The organism is Crossiella sp. CA-258035 (assembly GCF_030064675.1).
Lineage (GTDB): Bacteria > Actinomycetota > Actinomycetes > Mycobacteriales > Pseudonocardiaceae > Crossiella.
The window spans coordinates 5,960,891-5,986,185 of record NZ_CP116413.1; the positions used below are offsets into that span (position 1 = coordinate 5,960,891).

The window sequence follows — 25,295 nt, forward strand, 5'->3', positions numbered from 1 at the left end:
ATCCTGACATCGTGCTTGACCAGCGCACTCATCAAGTGATTTAGTCACTTTATGACGCGACGTGAGCAGACGCTGTCCGAGCGGCTGGCCGAGGACATCGTCGAGATCATTCGCAGCGAGCGACTGGTCCCCGGCGAGGCACTGGCCTCCTCCAGGGACCTGGCGCGGCGGCTCGACGTCACCACCCCCACCGTGCGCGAGGCGCTGCGCCGCCTGGAGGCCACCGGCGTGGTCGAGCTGCGGCACGGCTCGGGCACCTACGTCGGCCCCGGCCTGGACCGCAGGCTGCTGGCCAACCCGCACCGCCCGCCGGTGGACCGGGACTCCATCCTGGAACTGGTGGACGCCCGCCTGGTGCTCGAACCCGCGATCGCCGCCGAGGCCGCCCGCGCCAGGGTGCCCGAGGCGCTGGCCGCGCTGGAGGTGGCCGCGGACAACGCGTTGCACCCGCCGGATGGCGATGTCCGGCCCGCGCTGCACTTCCACGTGGCACTGGCCGCGGTCACCGGCAACGGGTTGCTGCGGGAGATGGTGGACGCGCTGCTGCAGATGCGCGCCAGGGAGCAGATCGAGATCCGGCACCGCTACCACGACCGCGACCGGGACCACGCCGAGCACCGCGAGATCGTCGCCGCGGTCCGGGACGGGGAGGCCGACCGCGCCGAACGACTCGTGCGCGAGCACCTGCACTCGATCAGGGCCGCCGTGGCCGCGGAGCACGCGTGAGCAGGCACCGCCTCGGTGAGCTGACCACCGAAGAAGCCCAGGCCGCGGTGCTGGCCAGCCCGGTAGTCCTGCTGCCGGCCGGTGCCTTCGAGCAGCACGGACCCGGCCTGCCGCTGGCCACCGACCTCATCCGAGCCGAGCACGTCGCCGAACTGGTCGCGGCCAAGCTGGCCGGGCGGGCACTGATCGGACCCTCGCTCCCGGTCGGGGTCTCCCCGCACCACCTGGCCTTCACCGGCACCATCTCGTTGTCCACCACCACCTTCGCCACCCTGGTGCGGGAGTACTGCGAGAGCCTGTACCGGCACGGCTGGCGGCGGATCCTGGTGATCACCGGGCACGGCGGCAACAACGCCGCGCTGGGCACGGTCGCCCAGGACTTCCTGGCCACCCATCCCGACCTCCAGTTCGCCTGGACCCCGCTGACCGCGCTGGCCGGCGCGGTGGTGGCGGAGATGGACGTCAGCGAGGTGCACGGGCACAGCGGCGAGGCCGAGACCGCGCAGATGCTCCACCTCGCCCCCGAACTGGTGCGCACCGACCTGCTGATCCCCGGCACGGTCAGTCTCGACGAGCTGACCCCGCTGGCCCGGCTGTCCCGCAAGGACGGTCACCCGAAACTCGCACTGCGCTATGACCGGCTCAGCCCCAACGGGGTGCTGGGCGATCCGCGACGCGCCACCGCGCGGCACGGCGAGTCCATTGTGGACACTGTGGTGGACCGGATCGTCGGTTACCTCGACGACTGGCTCGCCACCTGACGCTCCCCGCTACCCCTCGTCAGAGCCGACGAAAGGGACCCCCATGTCTCGTCCCGCCCGACTGCGCGCCGCGGTCCTGCTGATCTCCGCCGTCGCCGCGATCCTCCCCAGCGCTGGCGCGACGGCGGCCTGGTCCGCCCTGCCCGGTGGCTGCGACCGGACACCGCCGCAGCCACCGGGCACCAGCGCCCTGCAACAGATCCGCAGCGGCGGCCTGAACCGCACCTACCAGCTACACCTGCCTGCCGACTACGGGTCCACAAAGGACTGGCCGCTGGTCCTGGCCTTCCACGGCAGGGGCAGCACCGGCGCGGCCACCGAGGAGTTCGCCAAGCTCTCCACCCTGCCCGCGGTGGTGGTCTACCCCAACGGGGTCATCGGCACCGGTGAGGGCAACCGGCAGGCCTGGCAGGGCGCGCCCTACTCCGCGCCCGGCGTGGACGACGTGGCCTTCACCCGCGACCTGCTGGACTCGCTGGAGCAGACGCTGTGCGTGGACGACCGGCGGGTGTACGCCACCGGCAAGTCCAACGGCGCCGGGTTCACCGGGATCCTGGCCTGCGCCATGGCCGACCGGATCACCGCCGTCGCGCCGGTCGCGGGCGCCTTCTACCCCAACGGGATCAGCTGCCGCCCGTCCCGCCCGGTGCCGGTGATCGAGTTCCACGGCACCGCCGATGCCACCATCCCCTACACCGGCGACGAGGACCGTGGCCTGCCCGCGATCCAGAGCTGGGTGCGCCAGTGGGCCGACCGGGACAAGTGCCGGAAGTCGTTGCCAGAGCAGCAGATCGGCGCGGACATCACGGTCACCGGCCGCACGGACTGCAAGGGCGGGGTCGAGGTCGAGCACGTGGCGGTCAGCGGCGGCGGGCACACCTGGCCCGGCGCGGACAGTTACAGCGGCGGCGGTGTCACCACCCAGACCATCGAGGCGCACGAGGTGCTGTGGCGCTTCGTCCGCGACTACCGGCTGCCCCGCTGAAGCCCGGAGATCCGACATGACCACCTCCCCTGCCACGGAGAAACCCAAGCTGCCAGGGGTGCTCCGGCTGCTGGCCGTGATCGAGCGCGCGGGCAACGCGCTGCCGCACCCGTTCTGGCTGTTCTGGCTGCTGTCCCTGCTGCTGGGCGCGATCAGCGCGGTGCTGGCCGGGTTCGACGTCTCGGTGGTCTCGCCGAGCAACGGCAAGACCGTCACCGTGCGGAACCTGTTCAGCGGCGACGGCCTGGCCATGGCGCTGTCCACCATGGTGGAGAACTTCGCCAAGTTCCCGCCAATGGCCACCATCGTGGTGGTGATCATGGGCGTCGCGGTGGCCGAGCGCAGCGGGTTCCTCGGCACGCTGATGAAGGTCAGCGTGTCCAGGGTGCCCGCCGCCTGGGTGGTGTTCGCGGTGGCCTTCGCCGGCACCGTGGCGCACGTGGCCTCCGCGGCCGCCTACATCATCCTGGTCCCGTTGGGCGGCCTGGCTTTCCGCGCGGTCGGCAAGTCGCCGATCCTGGGCATCGTGGTGGCCTACACCGCCATCGCCTCCGGTTATGACGCCAGCCCGGTGCCCACCCCCAACGACGCGATCTTCGCCGGGATCACCACCGCGGCGGCCCGGTTGATCAGCCCGGAGATCACGGTCTCCCCGCTGAGCAACTGGTTCTTCAACATCGCCTCCTCGGTGCTGCTCGCGCTGGTGATCACCCTGGTCACCAAGCTGGTGCTGGCCAAGCGCCCGGACCTGGACCCCGATCCGGACGCCGACCTGACCGACATCGGCGATCTCGTTGTGGCGCAACGGGAACGCCTGGCCCTGCGGTTGTCGCTGGCCACCCTGGCGGTCTCGCTGGGCCTACTGGCCGCCCTCACCCTGCCGAGCTGGTCCCCGTTGCGGGGCAAGGGCGGCAGCATCATCGACTCCCCGCTGCTGGACGGCATCGCCGCGGTGGTCGCACTGCTCTTCGGTGTGGTCGGCATCGTCTACGGCGTCACCGCCGGGACCATCCGCAAGGCCGCGGACGTGCCGAAGCTGATGGTCGAGGGTCTCAGGCAGATGGCCCCGGTGCTGGTGCTGTTCTTCGCCGTCGCCCAGTTCCTGGCCTACTTCGAGTGGACCCACCTCGGCGATGTGCTCGCGGTGGAGGCGGCCGAGGTCTTCCGCGACAGCGGCCTGCCGATCCCGGTGATCTTCCTGCTGGTACTGGTGCTGCTCACCCTGGTCAACGTGATGGTGACCAGCGGTTCGGCGATGTGGTCCATCGCGGCCCCGGTGCTGGTGCCGATGCTGATGCTGGTGCACATCTCGCCGGAGACCACCCAGGCGCTGTTCCGCATCGCCGACTCCGGCTCCACCGCGATCACGCCGATGAGCCCGTACTTCATCATGGCGCTGGGTTTCATGCAGCGCTACCGGAAGAACGCGGGCATCGGCACCCTGGCCTCCTACACGCTGCCGCTGGCGGTGGCCATGACGCTCAGCTGGACGGTGTTGTTCCTGGCCTGGTGGGCACTCGGGATCCCTTGGGGCCCAGGCGTTCCGTCACGCTGACCTGGTGTCCAGCCAGACCAGCTCGATGGTGGCCTCAACCACCCGCCACCCCTCCGGCCCGCGCCGCACCTGGTAGGTCAGGCGCAGGCCGGAGGCGCGGTGCGGCGGCTGGTCCGGGTGGAAGAAGCGCACGTGCTGGTTGGCGTGCACCGTGGCCCGGCCGCCGTCCAGTGCCACCAGCACATCGGTGTGGAAGTGCTGGGCCAGCTCCTCACCGGGCCGGGGCGCGGCCACCTCCACCACCGCGGCGAGCCCGCGGAACTCCCCACGCGGACTGCGCACCACCACCTCGGCGTCGTAGATCTCCGCCGGATCCCCGCCCTGCCCGTCCAGCCAGCGCCCCAGTCGCGCCAGCAGCGCGGTGATCTCGTTGCGGTCCAACAGTTCCTGCAAGTCGGTCATGACCCCTCATTTCGTTGGTGACACCAACGCTAACACAGACCGTTGGTGCCGCCAACAATCCTGTTAGGCTGGTAGCCATGTCCGAGGCCCCGCGCCGGCTGAGCACCCGCCCGACCTACCTGCTGACCCAGACCGCCACGCACGCCAGGCGACTGGTCACCGAGGTCTTCGGCGCGGAATGCGCCCGCGGCTACCACTACCGGCTGCTGGCCACCCTGCACGAGTTCGGCCCGGCGAGTCAGGCGGAGCTGGGCAGGCGCGGCAACATGGACCGCAGTGACGTGGTCAACGCGCTGAACGAACTGGCCGCCGAGGGCCACGCCGAACGCACCCCGGACCCCGCCGACGGCCGCCGCAACATCATCCGCATCACCCCGGCGGGCAAGGAACGACTGCGCAGGCTCGACCACGCGCTGGACTCCGCGCAGGACCGCCTCACCGCGCCACTGTCAGCGGCCGAACGCGAGCAGCTGGTGGAGCTGCTGGGCCGCCTGCTCGCACACCACGAACAGTCCACACCGGACTGACCCAGCGCCGCCGCAGCCCCCACGGCCCCCGCCACGCCCCGACCATCGCCGCCCGCGACCGCCCGGCAGACCCGCCCCGCCCGGCGTGTGCGACCACGCGACGCTCTCACCTCGCCCCGCGCCAGCGACCGCCCAACATCTCCACCCCGTTGAACACCCGCGGCCACCCAGCATCCCCTCACCAACGCCCACGCCAGCCCCGCTGCCCGTCAGCGCGGCCAAACCGCCCCCGCGATCCCCCCGCCCCACCTACGCTGCGCCCATGCCCACCTTCACCGCTCCCGACGGCACCCGGCTCGCCTACCACGTCGAGGGCACCGGCGCGCCGCTGATCTGCCTGCCCGGCGGACCGATGACCGCCTCGGCCTACCTCGGCGACCTCGCCGGGCTGACCGAGCGCCGCACCCTCATCCGCCTGGACCTGCGCGGCACCGGTGACTCCGCCGTCCCCGCCGATCCGGCGACCTACCGCTGCGACCGCCAGGTGCCCGATGTCGAGGCGCTGCGGATCCACCTCGGGCTGGCGCGGATCGACCTGCTCGCGCACTCCGCGGGCGGGGACCTGGCGCTGTCCTACGCGGGCGCGCACCCGGAGCGGGTTGAGCGCCTGGTGCTGATCGCCGGGCGGGCGCGGGCGGTGGGGATCGAGTTCCCGTTGTCGGACCGGGACGAGGCGATCGCGTTGCGGGCGGGCGAACCGTGGTACCCGGAGGCGATGGCCGCGCTGGCGCGGTTGCGGGCCGGTGAGACGGGTCCGGAGGTGGCGGCCAAGCTCGCGCCGTTCGGGTACCGGGACTGGAACGCGGAGACCCGGGCGCACGCGGAGTTCTGCGACCGGCACCGCAACGGCGAGGCCGCCGCGGCCTACATCGCCGAGGGCGCGTTCGATCCGGAGGCCACCCTGGCCGGACTTGCCCGGCTGACCGGGTCGGTGCTGATGTTCTCCGGGGAGGTGGACACCGGGCCGCGGCCCAAGGTGGTGGAGTCCATGGTTGCGTTGTTCCCCAAGGCGGTGCACGTGGAGGTGCCCGGGGCGGCGCACCAGATCTGGCTGGACGATCCGGCGGTGTTCCGGGCGACCGTGGACGAGTTCCTCGGCTGAGGGCTCAACCGGCCAGGCCGTGCAGGGGGATGGTGTGGCCGGTGAGGTCGGCCTTGGCGCGCAGGTAGCGCAGGTTGGTCTCGGTGGCGAAGACGCCGGTGGGCACGGTGCGGCGGATGCGCACGCCGAGGGCGCGCAGCTGGGCGGCCTTGTCCGGGTTGTTGGTCAGCAGGTCGAGCTCGCCGACACCCAGCGCGTGCAGCATCTGCGCGGCCGGGGTGTAGTCGCGGCCGTCCTCGGGCAGGCCGAGGGCGGTGTTGGCCGCGTAGGTGTCCAGGCCGTCGTCCTGCAGGGCGTAGGCGTCCAGCTTGTTGTACAGGCCGATGCCGCGGCCCTCCTGGCGCAGGTACAGCAGCACGCCGCCGCGCTGGCCGATCCGCTCGGCGGCCTCGCGCAGCTGCGGGCCGCAGTCGCAGCGGGCCGAGCCGAACACGTCGCCGGTCAGGCACTCGGAGTGCAGGCGCACCAACGGTTCCGGGGTCCGCTCCGGCTCACCGAAGACCAGGGCCAGGTGTTCCAGTCCGTCGGCCAAGCCGTGGAAGGTCACCGCGGTCGCGGTCACACCGAAGCCATCGCCGAAGCGCAGCGGCACGCGCACCCTGGTGCGCACCGCGGCCTCCGCCCTGGGATCTGCCATAGTCGCTAGTTTTTCAGAAGCCTCCGGTCAGCCGCAGGTCGGCCTCCACCCGGGTGGCGACCGCTCTGAGCTGCGTGAACACCTCCTCCCTTGGCGCGGGGCCGGTGGGCAGCACGGCCAGGGCGAGCGGGCCGCCGCCGCGGGCCAGGTCCGCCGAGGCCAGCGGCACGCCGCCCGGCACCGGGACCGCCAGGCAGCGCACCCCGTCCGGCAGCTCGGCATCGACCTCGGTCCAGTCCGGCCCGGCCAGCATGGCCCGGCCGAGCGCGGAGTCCACGGCCGGTCGCCGGGCCCCCACCGCCAGGTCGAGGCGGACCACCCGCCCGGTGCCGACCACCGCGGCGCAGCGCAGGTCCGCGCCGTCGAGCACGGCGGCGGCCACCGGCTCCCCGGTCGCGGCGGCCAGCTCGGCCAGGTGCGGGTGCAGCAGCTCGGGCAGGGTCAGCGCGGACAGCTTGGCGTAGCCCAGGTCCAGCACCGAGGGCAGCAGGTGGAACACGCCCTCGTCCTCGGTGGCGTAGCCGGTCTCGTGCAGGGTGAGCAGCGCCCGCCGGGCGGTGGCCCTGGGCAGGCCGGTGGCCCGCGCGGCGGCGGCCACGGTGAGCCCGCCCGCGCGGAAGGCGCCCAGCACGGCCAGTCCCCTGGCCAGCGCCGCCACGAACTCCACGCCCGGCTCCTCCTTGGCCGGGACCACCGGCGGCGGTGTGGCAGGTGGGTCGGGCCGGGCGAGCTGGGCCTCCATCTCGCGCACCGCGTCCAGCAGCACCGGCAACACGGTCTCCCGGAAGGTCTCCGGGGTGTGCCTGCTGGTGTGGCTGAGCACGCTGACCGCGCCGAGCTGACCGCGTCCGCGCACCGGCGCGGCCAGTGCCAGCAACCCGGGTTCGACCCATTCCTCGTCCAGGGACCAGCCCAGGTCCCAGGCCCGCGCGGTCCGCCGCTGGAAGGTCAGCCGCCGCTGCGGCAGCGGGTGGCGCAGCGGGGGCACCGCGGGATAGCCGTGGTCCAGCGGGTCCGCCGCCCTGGCCGCGGCCCACTCCTCGAACTGCTCGTGCTCCCAGCCCGCGGCCAGCACCACCCCGGCCGCGGTCCGGTCCTCCGGCAGCAGCCCGCCGACGTGGAAGGCCAGGTAGACCGCCCGCCGCCGGGCCGACTGGGCAACGAGGCGGACGCCGCCGACATCGGGCACGGCCAGCGAGACCGACTCGTCGAGCCGGTCGGAGAGCTCGGCCAGCAGCGGGCGCAGCGGGGCGACGAAGCCGGTGCCGTCCAGGTAGGCGTGGCCGAAGGTGAGCAGCCGGGGCGTGGGCAGCAGGTCCGGGCCTTCGGCGCGCAGCAGGCCCAGGTGCAGCAGGGTGTCGGTGATCCGGTCGATCGGCGAGCGGGCCAGTCCGGTGAGCCTGGCCAGGTCGGCGCGCCGCAGCCGGGACCCCTGGTGCCCGCCGATCGCGCGCAGCACCGCGAGCCCGCGTTCCAGTGGCCCGTTCTCGACCGGCACTCCTGCTCCCTCCACGACCCGAACTGTTGACGCCCTATCCGATAACACGCCACACTGCACTGTATCCCTGACGAACAAAAGTTCGCTACACGAACACTTTCCCTGCGGAGGTCCCCCTGTGCGCACCCGTCAGCTGATCGTCAACGGCGTCGAGACACCCGCCGCGAGCGGGCGCACCACCCCCGACCACTCCCCCTGGACCGGCGAGGTCTACACCCAGGTCGCCGCGGCCAGCCCCGCTGACGTCACGCTGGCCGCCGCAGCCGCGCACGAGGCGTTCCCGGCCTGGGCCGCGGCCAAGCCCAGCGAGCGCCGCGCGGTCTTGCTCAAGGCCGCTGACCTGCTGGAACAGCGGGCCGAGCAGGTGGTGGAGCTGCTCGCCGCGGAGACCGGCGGCACCAGGGGCTGGGGACTGTTCAACGTGGACCTGGCCAGCCAGATCCTGCGCGAGGCCGCCGCCGCGACCACCCAGCCGGTCGGCGAGGTGCTCAGCTCCGAGTTCACCGGACAGCTCTCCCTGGCGGTGCGCGAGCCGGTGGGCGTGGTGGCCGCGTTCTCGCCGTGGAACGCGCCGGTGATCCTGGGCGTCCGGTCCATCGCGGTGCCGCTGGCGGTGGGCAACACGGTGGTGCTCAAGCCCTCCGAGGACGCGCCGGTCGCCGCCGGGTACTTCCTGGCCGACCTGCTGCACGAGGCCGGCCTGCCGCCGGGCGTGCTCAACGTGGTCAGCAACGCCCGCGAGGACGCCGCCGAGATCGCCCGCACGCTGATCGCCGACGAGCGGGTGCGGATGGTCAACTTCACCGGCTCCACCGGCGTCGGCCGGATCATCGGGGTGACCGCGGCCGAGCACCTCAAGCCCGCGGTGCTGGAGCTGGGCGGCAAGAACTCGGTGCTGGTGCTCGACGACGCCGACCTGGACCACGCCGCCGCCGCGGTCAACTTCGGCGCCTTCGCCAACACCGGCCAGATCTGCATGTCCGCCGACCGGGTGCTGGTGCACCGCGCGGTCGCCGAGGAGTTCACCGCGAAGCTCACCGCCCGCGCCGCCACCCTGCACCGCGGCGCGCCAGCCGATCCCGCGACCACCCTCGGCCCGCTGGTCAGCGCCGGGTCCGCGCAGCGGGTGGCCGCCCTGGTCGCCGAGACGGTCGAGGCCGGGGCCACCCTGCACACCGGCGGCGGACCAGCCGAGGGCGCGAGCTACCCGGCCACGGTGCTCTCCGGCATCACCCCGGACATGCGCATCCAGCACGAGGAGGTCTTCGGCCCGGTGTGCACGGTGCTGACCTTCGACACCGACGAGGAAGCCGTCGCCTTGGCCAACAACACCGGCTACGGCCTGAGCACCGGCATCCTGACCGGTCACCAGGGCCGGGGCCTGGCCATCGCGCGGCAGCTGCGCACCGGCATCGCGCACGTCGGCGACCAGTCGGTGGCCGATGAGCCGCAGGCGCCCTTCGGCGGGGTCGGGCAGAGCGGCTACGGCAAGTTCGGCGGCCGCTGGGGCGTGGACGCCTTCACCACGACCCGGTGGATCACCGTGGGGCCGCAGCACAGCCAGTACCCGATCTGAGCCCGCATCCTGCGCGGGCAAGGCACTGTGCCACCGCGGCCGCCTGCCCGCGCGGCGGGGTCACCCGCACGGGCGGGGCCATCGCCGGATCGGATGATCGACTCTTGCCGCTGTGCCTGGGGCGTGTTCGGATTCCGCCGCAGCAGTGCCGGGGCAGGAGGAAACGTGCGCAGATGGCCCTACGTCCTCGCGCCGCTGGGCGTGCTGCTCGCCGTCCTGTTCGGCATCCTGGCCTACTACCACGAGCGGGACACCAGGGAAGGCTTCTACGAGCTGGGTGACACCGCCGCGGCCGACCGGGTGGACGTCTCGGTGTACGTGCAGCGGGTGGACGCCCCGGCCAGGGAACTGGTGCTGCAACTGCACATCACCCCGCGCGGGGCCTTCAGCGACAACGGCGACGAGCGCTCGGCCGGCAAGGAACTGGTGGTGGACAGCTCCTCGGTGGCCACCGCGCCGCTGCGGTTCAAGCCGGGCGAGCGGATTCCGGCCAGAGAGCTGCGGATACCGCTGGACGACGGGGTGGTCTCGGACTTCCCGTTCGACCGCTACCGCACCACGCTCTACTTCGAGGTCACGGCGGGCGGCTCCCCCGTGCCGACCACGCTGAGCTACGCCGACCACGACCCGTTCTTCCTCTCCCGCGTGGTCAGCGGCGCCGCCGAGGACGGCGGGGTGAGCGCGGACCTGCTGATCAAGCGGTCCCGGAGCACGTTCATCCTGGCCTGGTTCCAGGTGGTCGTGATGTGGGCGCTGGCGCTGTCGGTGCTGGCCGGGGCACTGCACATCGTGCGGCGCGGCCTTGGCATGGTCTGGCCCGCGCTGGGCTGGATGGCGGCCACCCTGTTCGCGCTGGTCGGCTTCCGCAACGCCGCTCCCGGCCTGCCGCCGATCGGCTCGATGATCGACTACTGCGCCTTCTTCTGGGCCGAGGCGGTGATCACGCTGGCCCTGGTGCTGGTGGTGGTCAAGGGCGTGCGGCGGAAGTCGTGAGCATGTTCCGGTCCGCGCCGGGTATCCCCCGGGCGACACGGGAGGCTTCATGATCGAGGTCGAACAGCGGATCGAGACCGCGCCGGGCACCGTCTTCGCGGTGCTGGCCGACGGCTGGAGCTACGCGAGCTGGGTGGTGGGCGCCTCGCACATCCGCAAGGTGGACGCAGGCTGGCCCGCGGTGGGCACCCGCATCCACCACAGCATCGGCCCGTGGCCGCTCCAGGTCGAGGACGTGACCGTGGTGCGGGAGCTGGAGCCGTCCCGGCTGCTGGTGCTGGAGGCCAGGATGTGGCCGATGGGCAAGGCGACCGTGCGGCTGGAGCTGGCCCCGACCCAGGACGGGGCCACCGTGGTGGCGATGTCGGAGCTGGTGGACGCCGGACCGGGCAAGCTGCTGCCCGGCGCGGTGCAGGCGGCGTTGTTGCGGCCGCGCAACCGGGAGGCGCTGCACCGGCTCGCCGACATGGCCGTCGGCCGGGCCCGTCAGCCGTAGACCAACCGGTGCAAACCGTGGATCGCCGTCTGGTACACGCCACCGGCGATCCCGTTGCGCGCCAAGGCCGCCCGCGCCGCGTTCGACCCCGGCCCGCCGTGCACCGCGCCGCCGGGATGCGCCCCGGCGCCGGCCAGGTACAGCCGGTCCACCGGGGTGTCCGCCCGCCCCAGTCCCGGCACCGGCCGGAACACCAGCTGCTGGCTCAGCGCGGTCGACCCGGCGTTCACCGAACCCTCCACCAGGCTCGGGTTGCGCCCCTGGAGGTCCGGCGGGGCCTGCACCGCGCGGCCCAGGATCCGGGACCGGAAACCCGGCGCGTGCCGCTCCAGCAAGGACTCCACCAGGTCGGTGTAGCGGTGCAGCCGGTCCGGCGTCCAGTCCAGGCCGCGTGGCACGTGGAAGTAGGCCCACACCGCCTCGGTGCCGGCGGGTGAACGGGTCGGGTCGGCGGTGGTCATCTGTCCTAACAGGACGAACGGGTGGCTGGGCTCGATGCCGCAGGCCAGGTCGGTGGCGAACCGGCTCAGGCCGTTGAGGTCCGCGCCCAGGTGCACCACGGCCGCGCCGTGCGCTTCCGGGGCCAGCCACGGGATCGGCGTGGACAGCGCCCAGTTGACCTTGACCGTGGCGTCGTCGAAGGCGAACCGTGCCAGGTCCTCGACCAGCCGCGCGGGGAGCTGCTCCTCGCCCACCAGGTCCCGGTACAACGAGACCGGGTGCACGTCGGCGAGCACGGCCTTGCGGGCCCGGTAGCGTTCCCCGGTCACGTCTTCCACGCCGACCGCGGTGCCGCGCGCGGTCAGCACCCGCCGCACCATCCGTCCACAGTGGACACCGCCGCCGCGCTGCTTCAGCCGCGCCACCAAAGCCGCGGTCAGCGCGCCCGCGCCGCCCTCCGGCACCGGGAACCCGACCTCCTGGGCCAGCATGCCCAGCAGCCAGCCGAACACCGCGCTGCCCGCCGCGTCCGGGCTCAGGTCGGTGTGCATCGCGTTGCCCGCCAACAGCAACCGCGCGCCCTCACCGGCGAACCGCTCCCCGGTGTAGCCGCGCACCGAGGACAGCGCCATCCTGGCGAACCGCAGTCCCTCGGCCACGCCCAGCGCCCGGCCCAGGGTCAGCGCGGGCCGCACCGGCGGGAACGGCCGCAGGATCGCCTCGATCAGCCCGTCCCTGACCCGTTGCCAGCGCGCGAACTCCGCCAGCCAGACCTCGCCGTCCCCGGGGGCGAAGGTGCTCACCGAAGCCGCGGTGTCCTCGGGCGTGGCGCCGAGGCGGGCGGCGCGCTGGTCGGGCAGCACGTGCGCGAGCGGGTGCGGCGCGTTGCGCCAGCGCAGGCCGTGCGCGCCCAGGTCCAGCCCGGCCAGCACCGGGGAGGCCACGCCGAAGGGGTAGCAGGAGCTGAACAGGTCGTTGTGGAAGCCGGGCGCGGTGATCTCCGCGGTGCGCACCGAACCGCCGGGGGCCTCCTCGGCCTCCAGCACCAGCACGTCCCAGCCCTGGTCGGCCAACAGGTTCGCCGCGACCAGCCCGTTCGGGCCGGCGCCGATCACGATCGCGTCCACCTCGGTCAACGCCATGCCCCCGACGGTAGCCGAGTCACCGGGTCAGCGCCGGGGCTGGTGCGCGCCACGGCGTTCCAGCCGCCGCATCACCGGCCCCGCGGTCAGCCCGTGCAGCACCACCGAGAGCAGGATCACGCAGGTCACCACCCGCCACAGCGGGTCGACCGGCCCGAAGTCGGCGTGCCCCAAGGCGAAGGCCAGGTAGAACAGGGTGCCGATACCGCGCATGCCGAAGAAGGCGATCGCCGCGGCCGCCCGGGGCCGCGCCGCCCCGCCGAGCAAGGCGACCCCGCCCAGCAGCGGCCGCACCACCAGCACCACCAGCACCGCGAACAGCACCTCCGCCGGCCGCAGTCCGGCCAGCAGCCCGCTGCCCACCGCCACGCCCAGCGCGGTCAGCAGCGCCGCCACGAACAGCACCTCCAGCTGTTCGCCGAAGTCGTGCAGCACGTCGTGGTAGTCGTGCGACTCGGCGTTGCCGCGCACCACGTAGGCGCAGACGAACACCGCCAGGAAGCCCAGCCCGCCGGCGATCTCGGCCAGTCCGAACGGCAGCAGCGCCACCGCGAGCAGCACGAACCCGTCGGTGTGCTCGGCCAGCCGCAGTGAGGGCGAGCGCGCCCGGAAGAACAGCCGGTGCAGCGCCTTGCCGACCAGCCAGCCCACCCCGATCCCGCAGGCCAGCGACCACACCACCTCGGTCAGCGCCCAGCGCACCCCCAGCTCGCCGGGCCCCGCGAGGGTCACCGCGGCCAGCACGAACGGCATGGCCAGCGCGTCGTTGAGCCCGGCCTCGGCGGTCAGCGTGGTGCGCACCTCGTTGTCACTGCCCAGCTCCGCCTCATCCGGTCCGGGCACCTGCACCTCGGAGGCCAGCACCGGGTCGGTGGGCGCCAGCGCCGCGCCGAGCAGCAGCGCCGCCGCCACCGGCACATCGAGCAGCCCCAGCGCGAGGAAGGCCACCGCGGCCACCGACAGCGGCAGCGTGATCCCCAGCAGCCGCCAGGTCGATCCCCAGCCCCGCCAGCCGATCGGCCGGTTCAGCTTCAGCCCCGCGCCCGCCACCGAGACGATCACCGCCAACTCGGTGAGCAGCTGCACGAGGTCCAGCTCCTGGCGCGGGTCCAGCCGCACCAGGCCCTCGGGCAGCAGGAACACCGAGGCGCCCAGCAGGGTCAGCACCAGCGGCGCGGACAGCGCGCGGCCGTGCAACACCCTCGGCAGCACGGCCGCGAGCAGGGCGAGCCCGCCCGCGACCGCCAGCACCAGCTCCACCCGACCTCCCGGCTTGAACCCCGGACCACGGGATACCCGGGTAAGTGATGAGCGAACGCCAATTCTGGATCCAGTCCGTCAAGACCGCGCTGGCCGCCGTGCTGGCCTGGTTCGTCGCCGCCTGGCTGCTCAAGGTGCCGCACCCCTTCCTGGCCCCCTACGCCGCCTTCTACGTGGTCAGCGACACCGTCTACCGGTCATTCGCCAACGGCGTGCAGCAGCTGGGCGCGCTGCTGGCCGGGGTGGTGCTGGCCTTCGTGGCCGGTGAGCTGATCCCGTGGCCGCTGCTCGCGCTGGGGGTGGTGGTGCTGGCCGGGCTGGCGCTGGGGCGGTGGCGGGTCTTCGGTGAGAACGGGGAGTGGGTGGCGGTCACCGCGCTGCTGATGCTCGCCTACGGCATGGCCACCGAGGAGCAGTACCTGGCGCTACGGGTGGCCGAGAGCGGGCTGGGCGTGCTGATCGGGGCCGCGGTCAACCTGTTCCTGCTGCCGCCCGCGCACCTGCGCGACGCCCGCCGGGCACTGCACGCCCTGTCCGAGGGCCTGGCCGAGCTCGCCAGGGACATGGCCGGGGGCGATGGCGAGGCGCGGGACTGGGCCCGCCGTGCCGACGAGCTCTGCGACCAGGCGCACGCCGCGCAGCGGGCCAACCGCAGGGACGCCGAGAGCACCCGCTGGAACCCCCGGCACAACGGCCGAGACGAGGCGCACCGCAGGGCGGACACCCTGCGCGCGCTGTGCCGGGTCGCCGAGGAGCTGCGCCACCAGTCCGACACCCTGCGCGACCTGAGCACTCCCCCGGCGGGCTACCGCGAGCTGCTGCCACCGCTGGCCGAGGCGGTCCGCGCGCTGAGCGCCGATCCCGGCGACGCCGAGGGCGAGGTCAGGGCGGCCACCGACCGGTTGCGCGCGCTGCTGGCCGAGCGGCCGGAACCGCACGGGCCGCTGCTGGCGTCGATGGCGCACACCGCTGATGTCCTGACGCCCTAGGATCGGCGGGTGGCGTTGCACCCCGCGGTCCGGTTCGGGCTCTGGCTCCTGCGGCGGGTGCGCACCCCGGAAATGAAGTCCCTGGCCGACTACCGGGACTGGGACGCGCGCTCCTACCGCGTGATCCACCGCCTGATGGCCCGCCCACCCGCACCGGCCAGGGTGCTGGCCCGCCGGATCCCGGTGGACGGCGGCGAGATCCTGCTCCGGATCTACCTCCCGCACGGCCCCGGACCGTTCCCGGCGCACGTCTTCGCGCACGGCGGCGCGTTCTGGCTCGGTTCCATCGAGGACACCGACCCGCTGTGCCGCTTCTACTGCGCGCACGCGGGATGCGCGGTGGTGTCCGTGGCCTACCGGCTGGCCCCCGAGCACCCCTGCCCGGCCCCGGCCGAGGACGTGTACGCCGCCTTCCAGTGGACGCTCGCACAGGCCGCCGAGCTGCGCATCGACCCGGCTCGGGTGTCCATCGGCGGCGTGTCAGCCGGGGCCGGGACAAGCGGCCGCGGCGACGCTGATGGCGCGGGACCGGGGCACCCCGCTGCCCTCGGCGCAGGTGCTGGAGATCCCGTTCGTGGACACCACGCTGAGAACCGCCGTGGACGCCGGCGTTGGTCTGTCCACTGTGGACCTGCGGGGCGCGGCCGACCTCTACACCGGCGGCGGGGACGGCGGGCTGCGCGACTACGCCTCCCCCGCGCTGGCCGCCGACCTCACCGGGCTGCCGCCGACCGTGGTGCTCACCTGCGAGTTCGACGCCCTGCGCGGCAGCGGGACCGCCTACGTCGAGCGGCTGCGCGCGGCCGGGGTGCCGGTGACCTGGTTCGACCTGCCAGGGCACATCCACGGGTCCAGCTACCTGACCCGGTTCCTGCCCTCGGCCCGCCGCTACGTGCGCGCGGTGGTCCGTGCCCTGCGGGCCCGCCGGTAGCGGATGGCAGGATGCTCGGGGTGAGCCTGGGTGTGAGCAGGGAGCAGGAGGTCTCGCCCGTACTGGCCCGTACGGTGCTGGGACTGTGCCTGGTGGCCGCGGGGGTCGCGGCGGCGCTGGCCGGGACCGCGCTGGTGCCGGTGCCGGAGGTGCCCGGTCTGCCGCGGCCGTTCACGCTGGTGACCTTCGGGTTGCCGGTGGTGCGGGTGCTGCTGGACATCGCCGCGGTGGCCACCGTCGGGCTGAGCCTGCTGCCGAAGCTGGTCGGCATCGACGATCCGGAGCGCACCGAGGGTGTGCTGTCGGTGGCCCGCAGGCTCACCGTCTGGACCGCGGCGGTGTGGCTGGTGTGCGCGCTGGCCTCGGTGGTCCTGCAGGCCACTGACCTCGCGCCGGGCACGCTGCCCACGCCGGGGCTGGTCTACGACTACGTGGTGCTGGTCGGGGCGGGCAAGGGCCTGCTGGTCAGCGCGGGCTGCGCGCTGGGCTGTGTGCTGATCGGGCGGCTGGCGGTGCGCTTCGGCGAGGCCGTGCCCGCCGAGCTGCGGATCTTCGTCGCGGTGTTCGGCATCCTGCTGCTGCCGCTGACCGGGCACGCCTCCAACTGGCGCTGGCACGACGTGAGCATGGTGTCCATGGAGCTGCACGTGATGGGTGCGGCGGTCTGGACCGGCGGGCTCGCGGTGATCGCCACCCTGCTGCTCGGCCACGGCGAGCTGCTGGCCCGCGCGCTGCCCAAGTTCTCCAAGCTGGCCACCGTGGCGCTGTTCCTGGTCGGCGCGACCGGGCTGTTCAACGGACTGGTCGAGATCGCGCTCACCCCTGGCGGCGGCCTGCCCGGCGGCCTGCTGACCAGCGTCTACGGCTGGCTGATCATCGCCAAGACGGTGTTCCTGGTGCTGCTGGCGGCCACCGGCGCGCACATCCGGTTCCGGCTGCTGCCCCGGATCGCCCGCCGGGAGCGCACCGCGCTGCTCGGCTGGGCGACCCTGGAGGTCGGTGTGATGGGCCTGGCCTACGGGGTGGCCGTGGTGCTCACCAGGGCGCCGGTGGTCAGCTGACCACGGCCGCGCCGCTGGGCAGCACGTGCCAGCCGCGGCGCTGGTGCAGCCACACCACCAGCGACCAGCCGGCCGCCAGCAGGATCGCCGCCGGCAGCGCGGAGCCGTAGTCCACCGGCGGCGCGACCAGCAGGAACCCCTGCGCGGCGACCGCGCCGTAGCCGAGGCCGACCGCGAGCAGCGAGCCGAGCAGCGGGCGCGCCCACTCCGGCACCGGCAGCAGGAAGGCCAGGTCCACGCCCACCGCGGCCAGCACGAAGAAGAACGGCACCGCCGAGGGCGGGAAGTCGATACCGGACAGCAGCGGCCACAGCAGCGCGCGGAAGCCCACGTACCCGGCCGCGACCAGCGTGGCGGTCCAGCGACGGCCCACCATCGCCCTGGCCATGGCCAGCACCAGCAGCGCCGCGGTGCACGCCCACACCGGGTACACCCAGTCCGGCACCGGCAGCGAGAAGGCCACCAGCGAGTCCCGGTCCACCTGGGCCTTGCCGATCTGGTCGGCGGCGAACTGCAGCAGGATCGGCTCGGCGTAGGGCGCGCCGCGGTCCCAGGCGGCGATGGAGAGCACGCCGTACTCCTGGTGCTGGTTGGGGAACCACACGTTCTCCAGGAAGAACAGCCACAGCAGCCCCATCACCACCGGCCGCTGGTTGCCCTCGCGCGGCGCGCCGACCCACCAGGCCCGGATCGCGCCGGAGATCATCACCGCGGTGCCCAGGTAGAGCAGCGCGTGCGAGATGCTCCAGGAGGTGATGTCCAGGCCGTTGACCCGGTGGTTGATCAGGTCCAGCGGCACCGCGGTGAAGAAGATGCCCGCGCCCCACTGCATCAGCCGCAGGCCGAGCCGGTCCGTGCCGTAGCCGGTGTAGCCGTGGAAGAGCACCAGCGCGACCACGATCGCGTTGCCGGTGATGTTGATCATGTGCGGTGGCGCGGTGTCGTCGCGCAGCCACTTGAAGTGCCAGGAGACGTCCCACGAGGCGCCGAGGACCTTGAGGAACAGCGCGACCAGCCACAGCCGGAACAGCCCGGTGAGCAGCTCCTGTGGTGTCTCCCGGCCAGGAGCGCCCCTGGTCCAGTAACGCTTCGCCAGGTCCGAAAGTCGGCTTCTCGCCCCCGTGCTCATGCCGGGATGATGCACCGCTACGGGCCTGTCGCGGGGAAAAAGCGGCATATTCGACACCCGTGTCGGACTGTTCTCAGCGGATCGCAACCTATCCGTGATGAGCGTGATCACGGTCACGGAAGGGAAAACCCGGGTGGAGCAGGGTGAGAGCCGGACAACCGTCGGGCTACCGGGAAGGCGGCCGTCGATCGGCACATTCTGGGGGCTGTTGGAGCCGGCCGAGCGTGCCGCGATGCGTTCGGCAGGCACCCGGCGGCGGTTCGCGCCCGGTGCGGTGATCTGGAGCCAGGGCGAGCCGTCCCAGCACGTGTTCGTGGTGCTGGCCGGGCGGATCCGGGTGAGCACCGGCTCGGTGGCCGGGCGGGAGGCGATGGTGGCGATCTGCGGTCCCGGCGAGATCCTCGGGGAGCTCTCCGCGGTCGACGGCCGCACCCGCTCGGCCAACGTGGCCGCGGTGGACGAGGTGGAGGCGCTGGTCGTGCCCGCCGCGCGACTGGACCGGCTGTGCGAGCAGCAGCCACGGATCGCCTGGGCGATGCTGCGGGTGCTGGCCGACCGGCTGCGCCAGTCCGACCGGCGGCGCGGCGAGTACACCGACGGCCCGGCCGCGCACCGCGCGGTGGCGCTGCTGCTGGACCTGGCCGAGCAGTACGGCCAGCCGGTGGCGGCGGGGGTGGAGATCGCGCTGTCGATCAGCCAGCAGCAGCTGGCCGACACCATGGCGATCTCCAGGGAGTCGCTGGCCCGGGTGCTGCGCGAGCTGCGCAAGCGCGGGCTGGTGGACACCGGTCGGCAGCGGATCACGGTGCTGGACCTGGAGGGGCTGCGCGAGCTGGGCGAACACCAGGCGTGACCTGGCGCACCTGCCTGGAGTTGTGTGTCATCTGACGCGGAGGACCTGCGGAAACGCCATTACACCTGTACTCCTCCAGTTCGACCGGGCAGAGAGGGGTCAGGTCATGAGCCAGCAGGAACAGGTTCGCCGGGACGGGTCGACCGTGAGCAGTCGCCTGGTCATCACGCTGTTGTTCACCGTGGTGCAGGCCGGGGCGCTGGTGGTGGTGCTGGGCGAGTTCCCCGCCGAGGGCGTGCTGCGGGTGGCGCTCGCGGTGGCCCTGGCGGGGACGGTGCTCTCGGTGCTCAACGCCTGGGAAGAGGTGCTGCTCAGCTCTCGACGGGGTTGCCGGCGGGACCGCTGAAGGCGTGCTCGCGCCGCCTGCCGTCCGGGGTGTCGCCGAAGAGCCTGGCGTCCGCGTCGTCGTTCGCGGCCGCCGGCTCGGCCCGGCCGTTGGTGCGGGCCTGGGTCAGGCGCAGCTGCGGCAGCGCCTCGGCGTGGTGCTCGCGCAGCCAGCCCACCAGGTCCTCCCGGACCAGGCAGCGCAGGTCCCACAGGCTGCCCGCGTCGGCCGCGCTGACCAGGGCGCGCACCCGGACCAGGGTGTTGGTGGTCTGGGTCACCTGGAGCACGCAGACCCGGCCGTCCCACAGCTCGCTGGCCTCCAGCGCGCGGCGCAGCTCAGCGCGCAGCGCCTCCACCGGCACGGTCCAGTCCAGGTCCAGCTCGACCGTGCCGAGCAGCTGGGACTCCCGCCGGGTCCAGTTCTCGAACGGCGTCTTCATGAAGTAGGAGGTGGGCAGGATCAGGCGGCGGTCGTCCCACAGGTGCACCACCACGTAGGTCAGGGTGATGTCCTCGATCCGGCCCCACTCCTTCTCCACCACCACCACGTCCTCGATCCGGATCGCGTCGCTGAAGGCGATCTGGATCCCGGCGAAGACGTTGCCCAGCAAGGACTGCGCGGCCAGCGCGGAGATGGCGCCGATCACACCGGCGGAGGCGAGCAGGCTGGTGCCCGCGGCGCGGGCGCCGGGGAAGGTCATCAGCATCGCGCCCACGGTGAGCACCGCGATCACCGCCACCGCGACCCGGCGGAGCAGGGTGATCTGGGTGTGCATCCGCCTGGCCTGCCGGTTGTCCGCCTGGTCCAGCCGGATCCGGGCCAGCGCGGTGTCCTCGAAGACCAGCACCAGCGCGATCACCAGCCAGGCGCCTGCCGCGATCTGGGCCAGGCCGAGGCCGTGCAGCACGGGTTCCCGCCAGTCACCGCCGGGCGCGCCCAGCAGCAGGGAGAGCTGTATGGCGGTCAGCCCGGCCAGGAACTGGGCCGGGCGGTAGGCCCGCCGGGCCAGGTCGGCCAGGATGCGGGCGCGGCGGCCGAGTCGCTGGATGAGTCGGTGCAGCAGGGCCACGGCGAGGATCGCCAGCGCGACGACGGCCAGGGTGCTGCCGATCAGCAGCAGCACGTCGGTCCAGTACGCGGGCACAGGGCTCCTTCCGGTTCTGGGACAACGGCTCCCTGTGCGTTACCCCGTACGGGGGACGCGCACACCTTGATCCGCATCACCCCGACCCGCCAGCACCGCGTGCGCGAAGGCTTGCAGCAGCGGGTCCTTCCGGTCTTGCGGCCAGGCCAGGGCGATCCGGAGCGGTTCGATGTCGGTGATGGGCAACCACACCAGATCGGGGTGCGCGTAGAAGCGGGCCATCGACTCCGGCCCGATGCAGACCGCCGCGCCGGTGGCCACGCCCTCCAGCATCTCCTCCACGTTGTCGTTCTCCGGTCCCCAGCGCGGGGCCGAGCCGTCGGGGCGGGGGTTGACCGCCCACCAGTCCACCCAGGCGGCCGGGGCGCGGCGGGTCCACATCACCGGTTCCTCGAGCAGGTCGTGGATGGACACGGAGTCCTTGTCCGCCAACGGATGTGTGCGGGTGAGCGCGACCCAGCGGGACTCGGTGGCCACCGGTTCCACGTGCAGGCCGACGGTGTCGGCGGGCAGCCACACGAACGCGATGTCCACCGTGCCCTCGCGCAGCGCCTCGGGTTCGCCGCCCCAGTCCAGCCGCCGGGGCTCGACCGCGCCGGGCGCCAGCCGGGCGCGGGCCTGCCGCGCCAGCGGACCCCAGCCGGTGGCCACGAACCCGACCCGCAGCGCGCCGCGCTCGGCCGCGGCGGCGGCCCGGACCAGCCGCTGGGCGCGCTGCCAGTCGGCGAGCTGCGCGCGGGCGGCGGGCAGCAGCTCCGCACCGGCGGCGGTGAGCCGGATCCCGGTGCTGCCGCGGGCGAACAGCTCGACCTCCAGCCGCGCCTCCAGCTGCCGGATCTGGCGGCTCAGCGAGGGTTGCGCGAGGTAGAGCGCCTTGGCCGCCGCGGTGAAGCTCAGATGCTCGGCGACGGCGAGGAAGTAGCGCAGTAGCCGGGTGTCCACATCGGCCATGCCCGAACGGTATGGGCACGGGTATTGGACCCCGGTGAAGCGGACGCGGTTGCCTTGACGGCATGACAGAGACAACGGTGAGCCGGTCCGCGGTGCTGGCCGGTGGGGCAGCGACGGTGGCGGCGGCGCTGCTCGGCGGCACGGCCCAGGCGAGCACCAAGGAACACCCGCACGTGGCGCTGATCCGCCGCTACTACGCCGCCTACGCCAAGGGCGACCTCAACGCGCTGCGCGAGTTCTTCGCCCCCGACATCCGCTGGGCGATTCCCGGCCACCATCCCTTGGCCGGTACCAAGACCGGGGTGAAGGAGGTGCTGGCGTTCTTCACCGAGCTGGGCCGGGCCGGGTTCCGCGCGGAGGTGCTGTTCCTGGCCGCGGACGGGGACTGGGTGGTGGACATGCACCGCGGCTGGAGCACCAGTCCGCCCGGCCTGGACATCACCTGGGTGCTGGCCTACCGCATCCAGCGCGGGCGCATCGTGGAGGCGGTGAACTTCGCCGCGGACCAGCACGCCGCGGACGCCTTCTTCTGGCAGCGCTACCCCCTCGCCCCGCTGCCGGACCGGCTCAGAACGCGGTGATGTCCCCCGGCGCGCGCTCCGCCCTGGTCAGCGCGCGCAACATGGCGGGCGCGCCGCGACGGCGCAGGGCCAAGCGGCTCAACAGGTCCAGCACCGACTCCACCGCGCTGACCGGGAACTCCGGGGTGGGCACGCCGATGCTGACCGCCAGGTCGTCGGCGTGCACGGTCAGCTCCATCATGCGGGTGACCAGCAGGTCCTCCAGGGACAGCGACCACGGCCCCCAGAACGGGATGCGCACCGGCCGGTCCGGAGTTCCCGGCAGCCGCCCGGCCAGGTCCGCGATCGCCGCGTCCACCTGGTCGGCCAGCGCCGCCGGGCCCTCGGTGGCGGCCTGTTCGCCGCTGTCGCGGATGCGCACGTTGAGGTCGTGGTCCAGGTCCGCGCCCACCCACTCGACCCGGCTGTAGTGCTCCAGCAGCGAGACCGGCAGCTCCGGCGGGATCGGCCCGTCCAGGATCGCGGGCAGGGCCAGCACCTGGTAGGCGAAGTGCCCGGCCAGTCCGGCCACGGAGAACTCGGGCAGCGCGCTCGGCTTCTCCCAGTCGCGGGCCAGTGCCGGATCGCGCAGCAGTGCGGCGGCCACCCGCGCGGTGTCCAGGAAATCGGTCCGGCGGCTCATGGAGCTCCCCTCTCCCAGGCATTTCGCAGGCAGCGCCCAGCGCGCTCCCACCTCCGGATCCAAGCATGTCCGCCATGACGAGCACACCCGATTCCGAACAGGCGCGGTCGCACCCGTCGAAGCTCACCTTCGGCCTGGCCGCGGCGGCGCTGGCCACGGTCGCCTTCGCCGGTGGGATGTGGGCCGCCACCGCCCTGGCAGCCGACTCCGCGAACGCCGCCCCTGGGCAGCGCGGCGGCGTGCTCCTGGGACCCGGCGGCCGCATGCCCACCGTCGGCACGGTGGACCGGATCGAGGGCGACACGCTCTACCTCAAGGGGCCCAACGGTTCCGAGGTCAAGGTCACGCTCGGCGCGGACACCGCGGTGCAGCTCGGCCAGCCCGGCAAGGTCAGCGACATCCAGCCGGGAGCCACCGTGACGGTGCAGGGTGAGCGGGCCGCGGACGGCTCGGTGACCGCCCGTCAGGTCACAGCGCAGAGTGCCCGCTGACCGCGATGAACGCCTCCGCCGGACGGGGCGGCCCGAGTTGCGCGCCCTGACCGGCGTCCACGCCGATGCCGGTCAGCCAGTCCAGCGTGGCCGGGCTGTCCACCCCGGAGGCGATCACCTTGACCCCCACCTCGTGCGCCAGCTCGGTCAGGCTGGCCACCACCCTGGCCACCGAGGAGCCCGGGTCGGGTTCCTCGCCGAGGCGCTGCACCAGCACCCGGTCGAAGCGCACCGCGTACACCGGCAGCGTGGGCAGCCGGACGAAGTCGGTGAAGTCGCGGCCGAACTCGTCCAGGCCCACCGTGACGCCCATGTCGGTCAGCACCCGCAGGTTGTCCGCGGCGTCGCTGTCCTCCTTGACCACCGCGCGCAGCGGCATCCGCAGGCGCAGCCGCTGCGGGGCCAGCCCGGCCTCGGCCAGCGCCTTGCGCACGTTGTCCACCAGGTCCGGGTCCTGGGACTGGTACGGGGTCAGGGTGGCCAGCACGGTCGGCGGATCACCCTCCGGCGGCCGCCATTCCGCGGCGTCCCGGCAGGCCCGCTTGAGCACCCAGCGGCCCAGCGCCAGGATCAGCCCGGTGCTCTCGGCCAGCTCCACGCACTTCTGGTGCGGCAGCGGCCCCAGCTCCGGATGCGCCCACTCCACCAGCACCTCGGTGGCCACCAGCTCCCGCCCGCCGAGCCAGCGGATCGGCTCGTAGCGCAGGCTGAACTCGCCGCTCTCCACCGCGCCCGGCATCGAGGCGGCCAGCTTGAACCGGGCCCGGTCGCGGGCCTCGCGGGCCGGGTCGAACAGGCCCCACTGCGCCTTGCCGCTGGCCTTGACCCGGTGCAGCGTCAGGTCGGCCGCGCGCAGCAGCTCGGCGGCCACCATGCCCTTGGCCGGGCGCTGCACCACGCCGATGCTGGCGGTGACCGCCACCCCGTAGCCGTCCAGGTAGGTCGGCTCGGTCAGCTCCTCGTTGATCCGGGCGGCCAGCGCGGGCACGTCCGGCGGGGTGGGCGAGTCCTCGATCAGGATGGCGAACTCGTCGCTGCCGAAACGGGCCACCATCGCGTTGTGGCCGGCCACCGCGGCCCGCAGCCGCTGCGCGGTGGTCTTGAGCAGCTCGTCGCCGATGTGGTGGCCCAGCCCGTCGTTGATCACGGTGAAGCTGTCCAGGTCCAGGTGGCAGAGGGTGATGATCTGCCCGTCCTCGGCCCGGCCGAGCACGCTCTGCAACCGGGAGTGCAGGTACTGGCGGTTGGGCAGGCCGGTGAGCTGGTCGTGCAGCGTCTGGTGGCTGAACCGGCCCTGCAGCAGGTGCAGGTTGGTCAGGTCCTCGACCATGGTGACGTGCCCGTTGGGCCGTCCGTCCGCGTCGTGCAGCAGCGAGACCGCGAGGTAGGCGAACACGCTGTCGGCTTCCTTGCTGACCAGCCGGGTGCGGCAGCGGAACCGGTCCACCTGCTCCTCCACCAGGTGCCGGTACAGCAGCGCCAGGTCGGCGGTCTCCTCCGGCGCGAACAGGTCCGGCACGGTGAGGAAGCCCAGCTCGGGACCGGTGTAGCCGAGGATCTCGGTGAAGGCCTGGTTGACCTCGATGAAGTTGCCGTCCAGATCGCTGATCGCGATGCCCATGGCGGAGGCGGTGAACAGCTCGCGGAAGCGGCTCTCGCTGACCCGCAGCTCCCGTTCGGCGTCCAGTTTGGCGCTGAGCAGCGCCTTCTTGAGCTCTTCCTGCTGGTTGAAGGTCAACTGGCGGACCCCTTCGGCGAAGCCCGCGGCGAACTCGGCGAGCAGCGCGGTGACCTTCGGTTCGTCGACCGAGCCCTGCCGCTCGGCCAGCTCGCGGCGGCAGCCCTCGCCGAGCAGCTCGATGGTGCGGCGTAAGGCCAGCCTGCTGGTGATGTTGCCGAGCACCAGCTGGGCGCCGGCCCGGCCGGCTGGGCGGGGGTCGAACGGGTCAGCGGCGACCAGGTCGAGGAGCTCGTCGACCAGGTCGAGCAGCTGCTGCTCGAGCTGTTCCCGCGACAGTGGCACATAGGCGGCCGTGCTGACCGCCACCGTCCACCGCCGGGCCAGCTCGGCGCGACCCGCGGCGCTCAATTCGACCTCTCATGGCAACACGCAC

Annotated in this window: 25 protein-coding genes and 2 pseudogenes; 17 read left to right on the forward strand and 10 right to left on the reverse strand. The window is 73.1% G+C overall.

Annotated features, from left to right (window positions below; all coding sequences use genetic code 11):
- Positions 1 to 51 precede the first annotated feature (51 nt).
- Genes N8J89_RS26800 through N8J89_RS26815 form a run of 4 tightly spaced genes read left to right on the forward strand, consistent with a single transcriptional unit; the run spans position 52 to position 4,027 of the window.
- Positions 52 to 726, forward strand: a complete 675-nt coding sequence (locus N8J89_RS26800; RefSeq protein ID WP_283659778.1) for a FadR/GntR family transcriptional regulator — start codon at positions 52 to 54, stop codon at positions 724 to 726.
- A complete protein-coding gene (locus N8J89_RS26805) occupies positions 723 to 1,487 on the forward strand; it encodes a creatininase family protein (protein WP_283659779.1) in 765 nt (254 codons plus the stop codon). The genes N8J89_RS26800 and N8J89_RS26805 overlap by 4 nt, the downstream gene beginning before the upstream one ends.
- Before the next feature lie 43 nt (positions 1,488 to 1,530).
- Positions 1,531 to 2,472, forward strand: coding sequence for a CE1 family esterase (locus N8J89_RS26810; protein ID WP_283659780.1), 942 nt, complete (start codon positions 1,531 to 1,533; stop codon positions 2,470 to 2,472).
- 16 nt (positions 2,473 to 2,488) lie between these two features.
- Complete coding sequence (locus N8J89_RS26815; RefSeq protein WP_283659781.1) at positions 2,489 to 4,027, forward strand: AbgT family transporter; 1,539 nt, start codon at positions 2,489 to 2,491, stop codon at positions 4,025 to 4,027.
- On the opposite strand, the gene N8J89_RS26820 is transcribed toward N8J89_RS26815, so the two are convergent.
- Positions 4,019 to 4,429, reverse strand: coding sequence for a nuclear transport factor 2 family protein (locus N8J89_RS26820; protein WP_283659782.1), 411 nt, complete (start codon positions 4,427 to 4,429; stop codon positions 4,019 to 4,021). The genes N8J89_RS26815 and N8J89_RS26820 overlap by 9 nt on opposite strands.
- 77 nt (positions 4,430 to 4,506) lie before the next feature.
- On the opposite strand from N8J89_RS26820, the gene N8J89_RS26825 reads away from it, so the two are divergent.
- Together N8J89_RS26825 and N8J89_RS26830 are read left to right on the forward strand one after the other, a co-directional pair.
- The gene (locus N8J89_RS26825; protein WP_283659783.1) at positions 4,507 to 4,956 is read left to right on the forward strand and encodes a MarR family winged helix-turn-helix transcriptional regulator; all 450 of its coding nucleotides are present in this window, start codon (positions 4,507 to 4,509) and stop codon (positions 4,954 to 4,956) included.
- Between the two features lie 262 nt (positions 4,957 to 5,218).
- Complete coding sequence (locus tag N8J89_RS26830) at positions 5,219 to 6,058, forward strand: alpha/beta fold hydrolase (RefSeq protein WP_283659784.1); 840 nt, start codon at positions 5,219 to 5,221, stop codon at positions 6,056 to 6,058.
- 4 nt (positions 6,059 to 6,062) lie between these two features.
- Here N8J89_RS26830 and N8J89_RS26835 read toward each other — a convergent pair whose 3' ends face one another.
- Together N8J89_RS26835 and N8J89_RS26840 are read right to left on the reverse strand one after the other, a co-directional pair.
- On the reverse strand, positions 6,063 to 6,695 hold the full coding sequence (locus N8J89_RS26835) for a GTP cyclohydrolase II (protein WP_283659785.1): 633 nt from the start codon (positions 6,693 to 6,695) through the stop codon (positions 6,063 to 6,065).
- Positions 6,696 to 6,708: 13 nt separating this feature from the next.
- The gene (locus tag N8J89_RS26840; protein ID WP_283659786.1) at positions 6,709 to 8,193 is read right to left on the reverse strand and encodes an IclR family transcriptional regulator domain-containing protein; all 1,485 of its coding nucleotides are present in this window, start codon (positions 8,191 to 8,193) and stop codon (positions 6,709 to 6,711) included.
- Positions 8,194 to 8,311: 118 nt separating this feature from the next.
- Here N8J89_RS26840 and N8J89_RS26845 point away from each other — a divergent pair, with 118 nt between their 5' ends.
- The 3 genes from N8J89_RS26845 (at position 8,312) to N8J89_RS26855 (ending at position 11,258) form a co-directional block, all read left to right on the forward strand.
- Positions 8,312 to 9,769, forward strand: coding sequence for an aldehyde dehydrogenase family protein (locus N8J89_RS26845; RefSeq protein WP_283659787.1), 1,458 nt, complete (start codon positions 8,312 to 8,314; stop codon positions 9,767 to 9,769).
- Between the two features lie 165 nt (positions 9,770 to 9,934).
- Entirely contained in the window at positions 9,935 to 10,762 is an 828-nt protein-coding gene (locus N8J89_RS26850; protein ID WP_283659788.1) for a DUF4436 family protein, read from the forward strand.
- A gap of 49 nt (positions 10,763 to 10,811) precedes the next feature.
- Positions 10,812 to 11,258: an SRPBCC family protein gene (locus N8J89_RS26855; protein WP_283659789.1), complete on the forward strand. Its 447-nt coding sequence runs from the start codon at positions 10,812 to 10,814 to the stop codon at positions 11,256 to 11,258.
- Here the strand turns inward: N8J89_RS26855 and N8J89_RS26860 are convergent.
- Complete coding sequence (locus N8J89_RS26860; RefSeq protein WP_283659790.1) at positions 11,249 to 12,841, reverse strand: phytoene desaturase family protein; 1,593 nt, start codon at positions 12,839 to 12,841, stop codon at positions 11,249 to 11,251. The genes N8J89_RS26855 and N8J89_RS26860 overlap by 10 nt on opposite strands.
- Positions 12,842 to 12,868: 27 nt before the next feature.
- The gene (locus N8J89_RS26865) at positions 12,869 to 14,101 is read right to left on the reverse strand and encodes a cation:proton antiporter (RefSeq protein WP_283659791.1); all 1,233 of its coding nucleotides are present in this window, start codon (positions 14,099 to 14,101) and stop codon (positions 12,869 to 12,871) included.
- Between the two features lie 47 nt (positions 14,102 to 14,148).
- Here N8J89_RS26865 and N8J89_RS26870 point away from each other — a divergent pair, with 47 nt between their 5' ends.
- The 4 genes and pseudogenes from N8J89_RS26870 to N8J89_RS26880 all read left to right on the forward strand — a co-directional run bounded on the left by N8J89_RS26870 (position 14,149) and on the right by N8J89_RS26880 (position 17,082).
- On the forward strand, positions 14,149 to 15,090 hold the full coding sequence (locus N8J89_RS26870; protein WP_283659792.1) for an FUSC family protein: 942 nt from the start codon (positions 14,149 to 14,151) through the stop codon (positions 15,088 to 15,090).
- 135 nt (positions 15,091 to 15,225) lie between these two features.
- Positions 15,226 to 15,573, forward strand: a pseudogene (locus N8J89_RS42010) (alpha/beta hydrolase); the annotation flags it as partial.
- A 28-nt stretch (positions 15,574 to 15,601) separates the two neighbouring features.
- Positions 15,602 to 16,021: pseudogene (locus N8J89_RS26875) on the forward strand (alpha/beta hydrolase fold domain-containing protein); the annotation flags it as partial.
- Positions 16,022 to 16,047: 26 nt separating this feature from the next.
- Positions 16,048 to 17,082 (forward strand): CopD family protein, encoded by a 1,035-nt coding sequence (locus N8J89_RS26880; RefSeq protein ID WP_283666253.1) that lies wholly within the window; start codon positions 16,048 to 16,050, stop codon positions 17,080 to 17,082.
- On the opposite strand, the gene N8J89_RS26885 is transcribed toward N8J89_RS26880, so the two are convergent.
- A complete protein-coding gene (locus N8J89_RS26885) occupies positions 17,075 to 18,211 on the reverse strand; it encodes a hypothetical protein (RefSeq protein WP_283659793.1) in 1,137 nt (378 codons plus the stop codon). The two genes, N8J89_RS26880 and N8J89_RS26885, sit on opposite strands and share 8 nt — an antisense overlap.
- A 232-nt stretch (positions 18,212 to 18,443) precedes the next feature.
- Here N8J89_RS26885 and N8J89_RS26890 point away from each other — a divergent pair, with 232 nt between their 5' ends.
- Both N8J89_RS26890 and N8J89_RS26895 read left to right on the forward strand, forming a co-directional pair.
- The gene (locus N8J89_RS26890) at positions 18,444 to 19,064 is read left to right on the forward strand and encodes a Crp/Fnr family transcriptional regulator (RefSeq protein WP_283659794.1); all 621 of its coding nucleotides are present in this window, start codon (positions 18,444 to 18,446) and stop codon (positions 19,062 to 19,064) included.
- A gap of 106 nt (positions 19,065 to 19,170) precedes the next feature.
- Entirely contained in the window at positions 19,171 to 19,410 is a 240-nt protein-coding gene (locus tag N8J89_RS26895; protein ID WP_283659795.1) for a hypothetical protein, read from the forward strand.
- On the opposite strand, the gene N8J89_RS26900 is transcribed toward N8J89_RS26895, so the two are convergent.
- Positions 19,376 to 20,536 carry a mechanosensitive ion channel family protein gene (locus N8J89_RS26900; RefSeq protein ID WP_283659796.1) on the reverse strand — a complete coding sequence of 387 codons (1,161 nt, stop codon included), beginning with the start codon at positions 20,534 to 20,536 and terminating at the stop codon, positions 19,376 to 19,378. The two genes, N8J89_RS26895 and N8J89_RS26900, sit on opposite strands and share 35 nt — an antisense overlap.
- A gap of 39 nt (positions 20,537 to 20,575) precedes the next feature.
- The gene (locus N8J89_RS26905; protein WP_283659797.1) at positions 20,576 to 21,487 is read right to left on the reverse strand and encodes a LysR family transcriptional regulator; all 912 of its coding nucleotides are present in this window, start codon (positions 21,485 to 21,487) and stop codon (positions 20,576 to 20,578) included.
- A gap of 62 nt (positions 21,488 to 21,549) precedes the next feature.
- Between N8J89_RS26905 and N8J89_RS26910 the strand changes: the two genes are divergently transcribed.
- Positions 21,550 to 22,068, forward strand: coding sequence for a nuclear transport factor 2 family protein (locus tag N8J89_RS26910; protein ID WP_283659798.1), 519 nt, complete (start codon positions 21,550 to 21,552; stop codon positions 22,066 to 22,068).
- Here N8J89_RS26910 and N8J89_RS26915 read toward each other — a convergent pair.
- Positions 22,055 to 22,690, reverse strand: coding sequence for a maleylpyruvate isomerase N-terminal domain-containing protein (locus N8J89_RS26915; protein WP_283659799.1), 636 nt, complete (start codon positions 22,688 to 22,690; stop codon positions 22,055 to 22,057). The two genes, N8J89_RS26910 and N8J89_RS26915, sit on opposite strands and share 14 nt — an antisense overlap.
- Before the next feature lie 74 nt (positions 22,691 to 22,764).
- Here N8J89_RS26915 and N8J89_RS26920 point away from each other — a divergent pair, with 74 nt between their 5' ends.
- On the forward strand, positions 22,765 to 23,181 hold the full coding sequence (locus N8J89_RS26920; protein ID WP_283659800.1) for a DUF5666 domain-containing protein: 417 nt from the start codon (positions 22,765 to 22,767) through the stop codon (positions 23,179 to 23,181).
- On the opposite strand, the gene N8J89_RS26925 is transcribed toward N8J89_RS26920, so the two are convergent.
- Complete coding sequence (locus tag N8J89_RS26925; RefSeq protein WP_283659801.1) at positions 23,159 to 25,270, reverse strand: putative bifunctional diguanylate cyclase/phosphodiesterase; 2,112 nt, start codon at positions 25,268 to 25,270, stop codon at positions 23,159 to 23,161. The genes N8J89_RS26920 and N8J89_RS26925 overlap by 23 nt on opposite strands.
- Positions 25,271 to 25,295 lie beyond the last annotated feature (25 nt).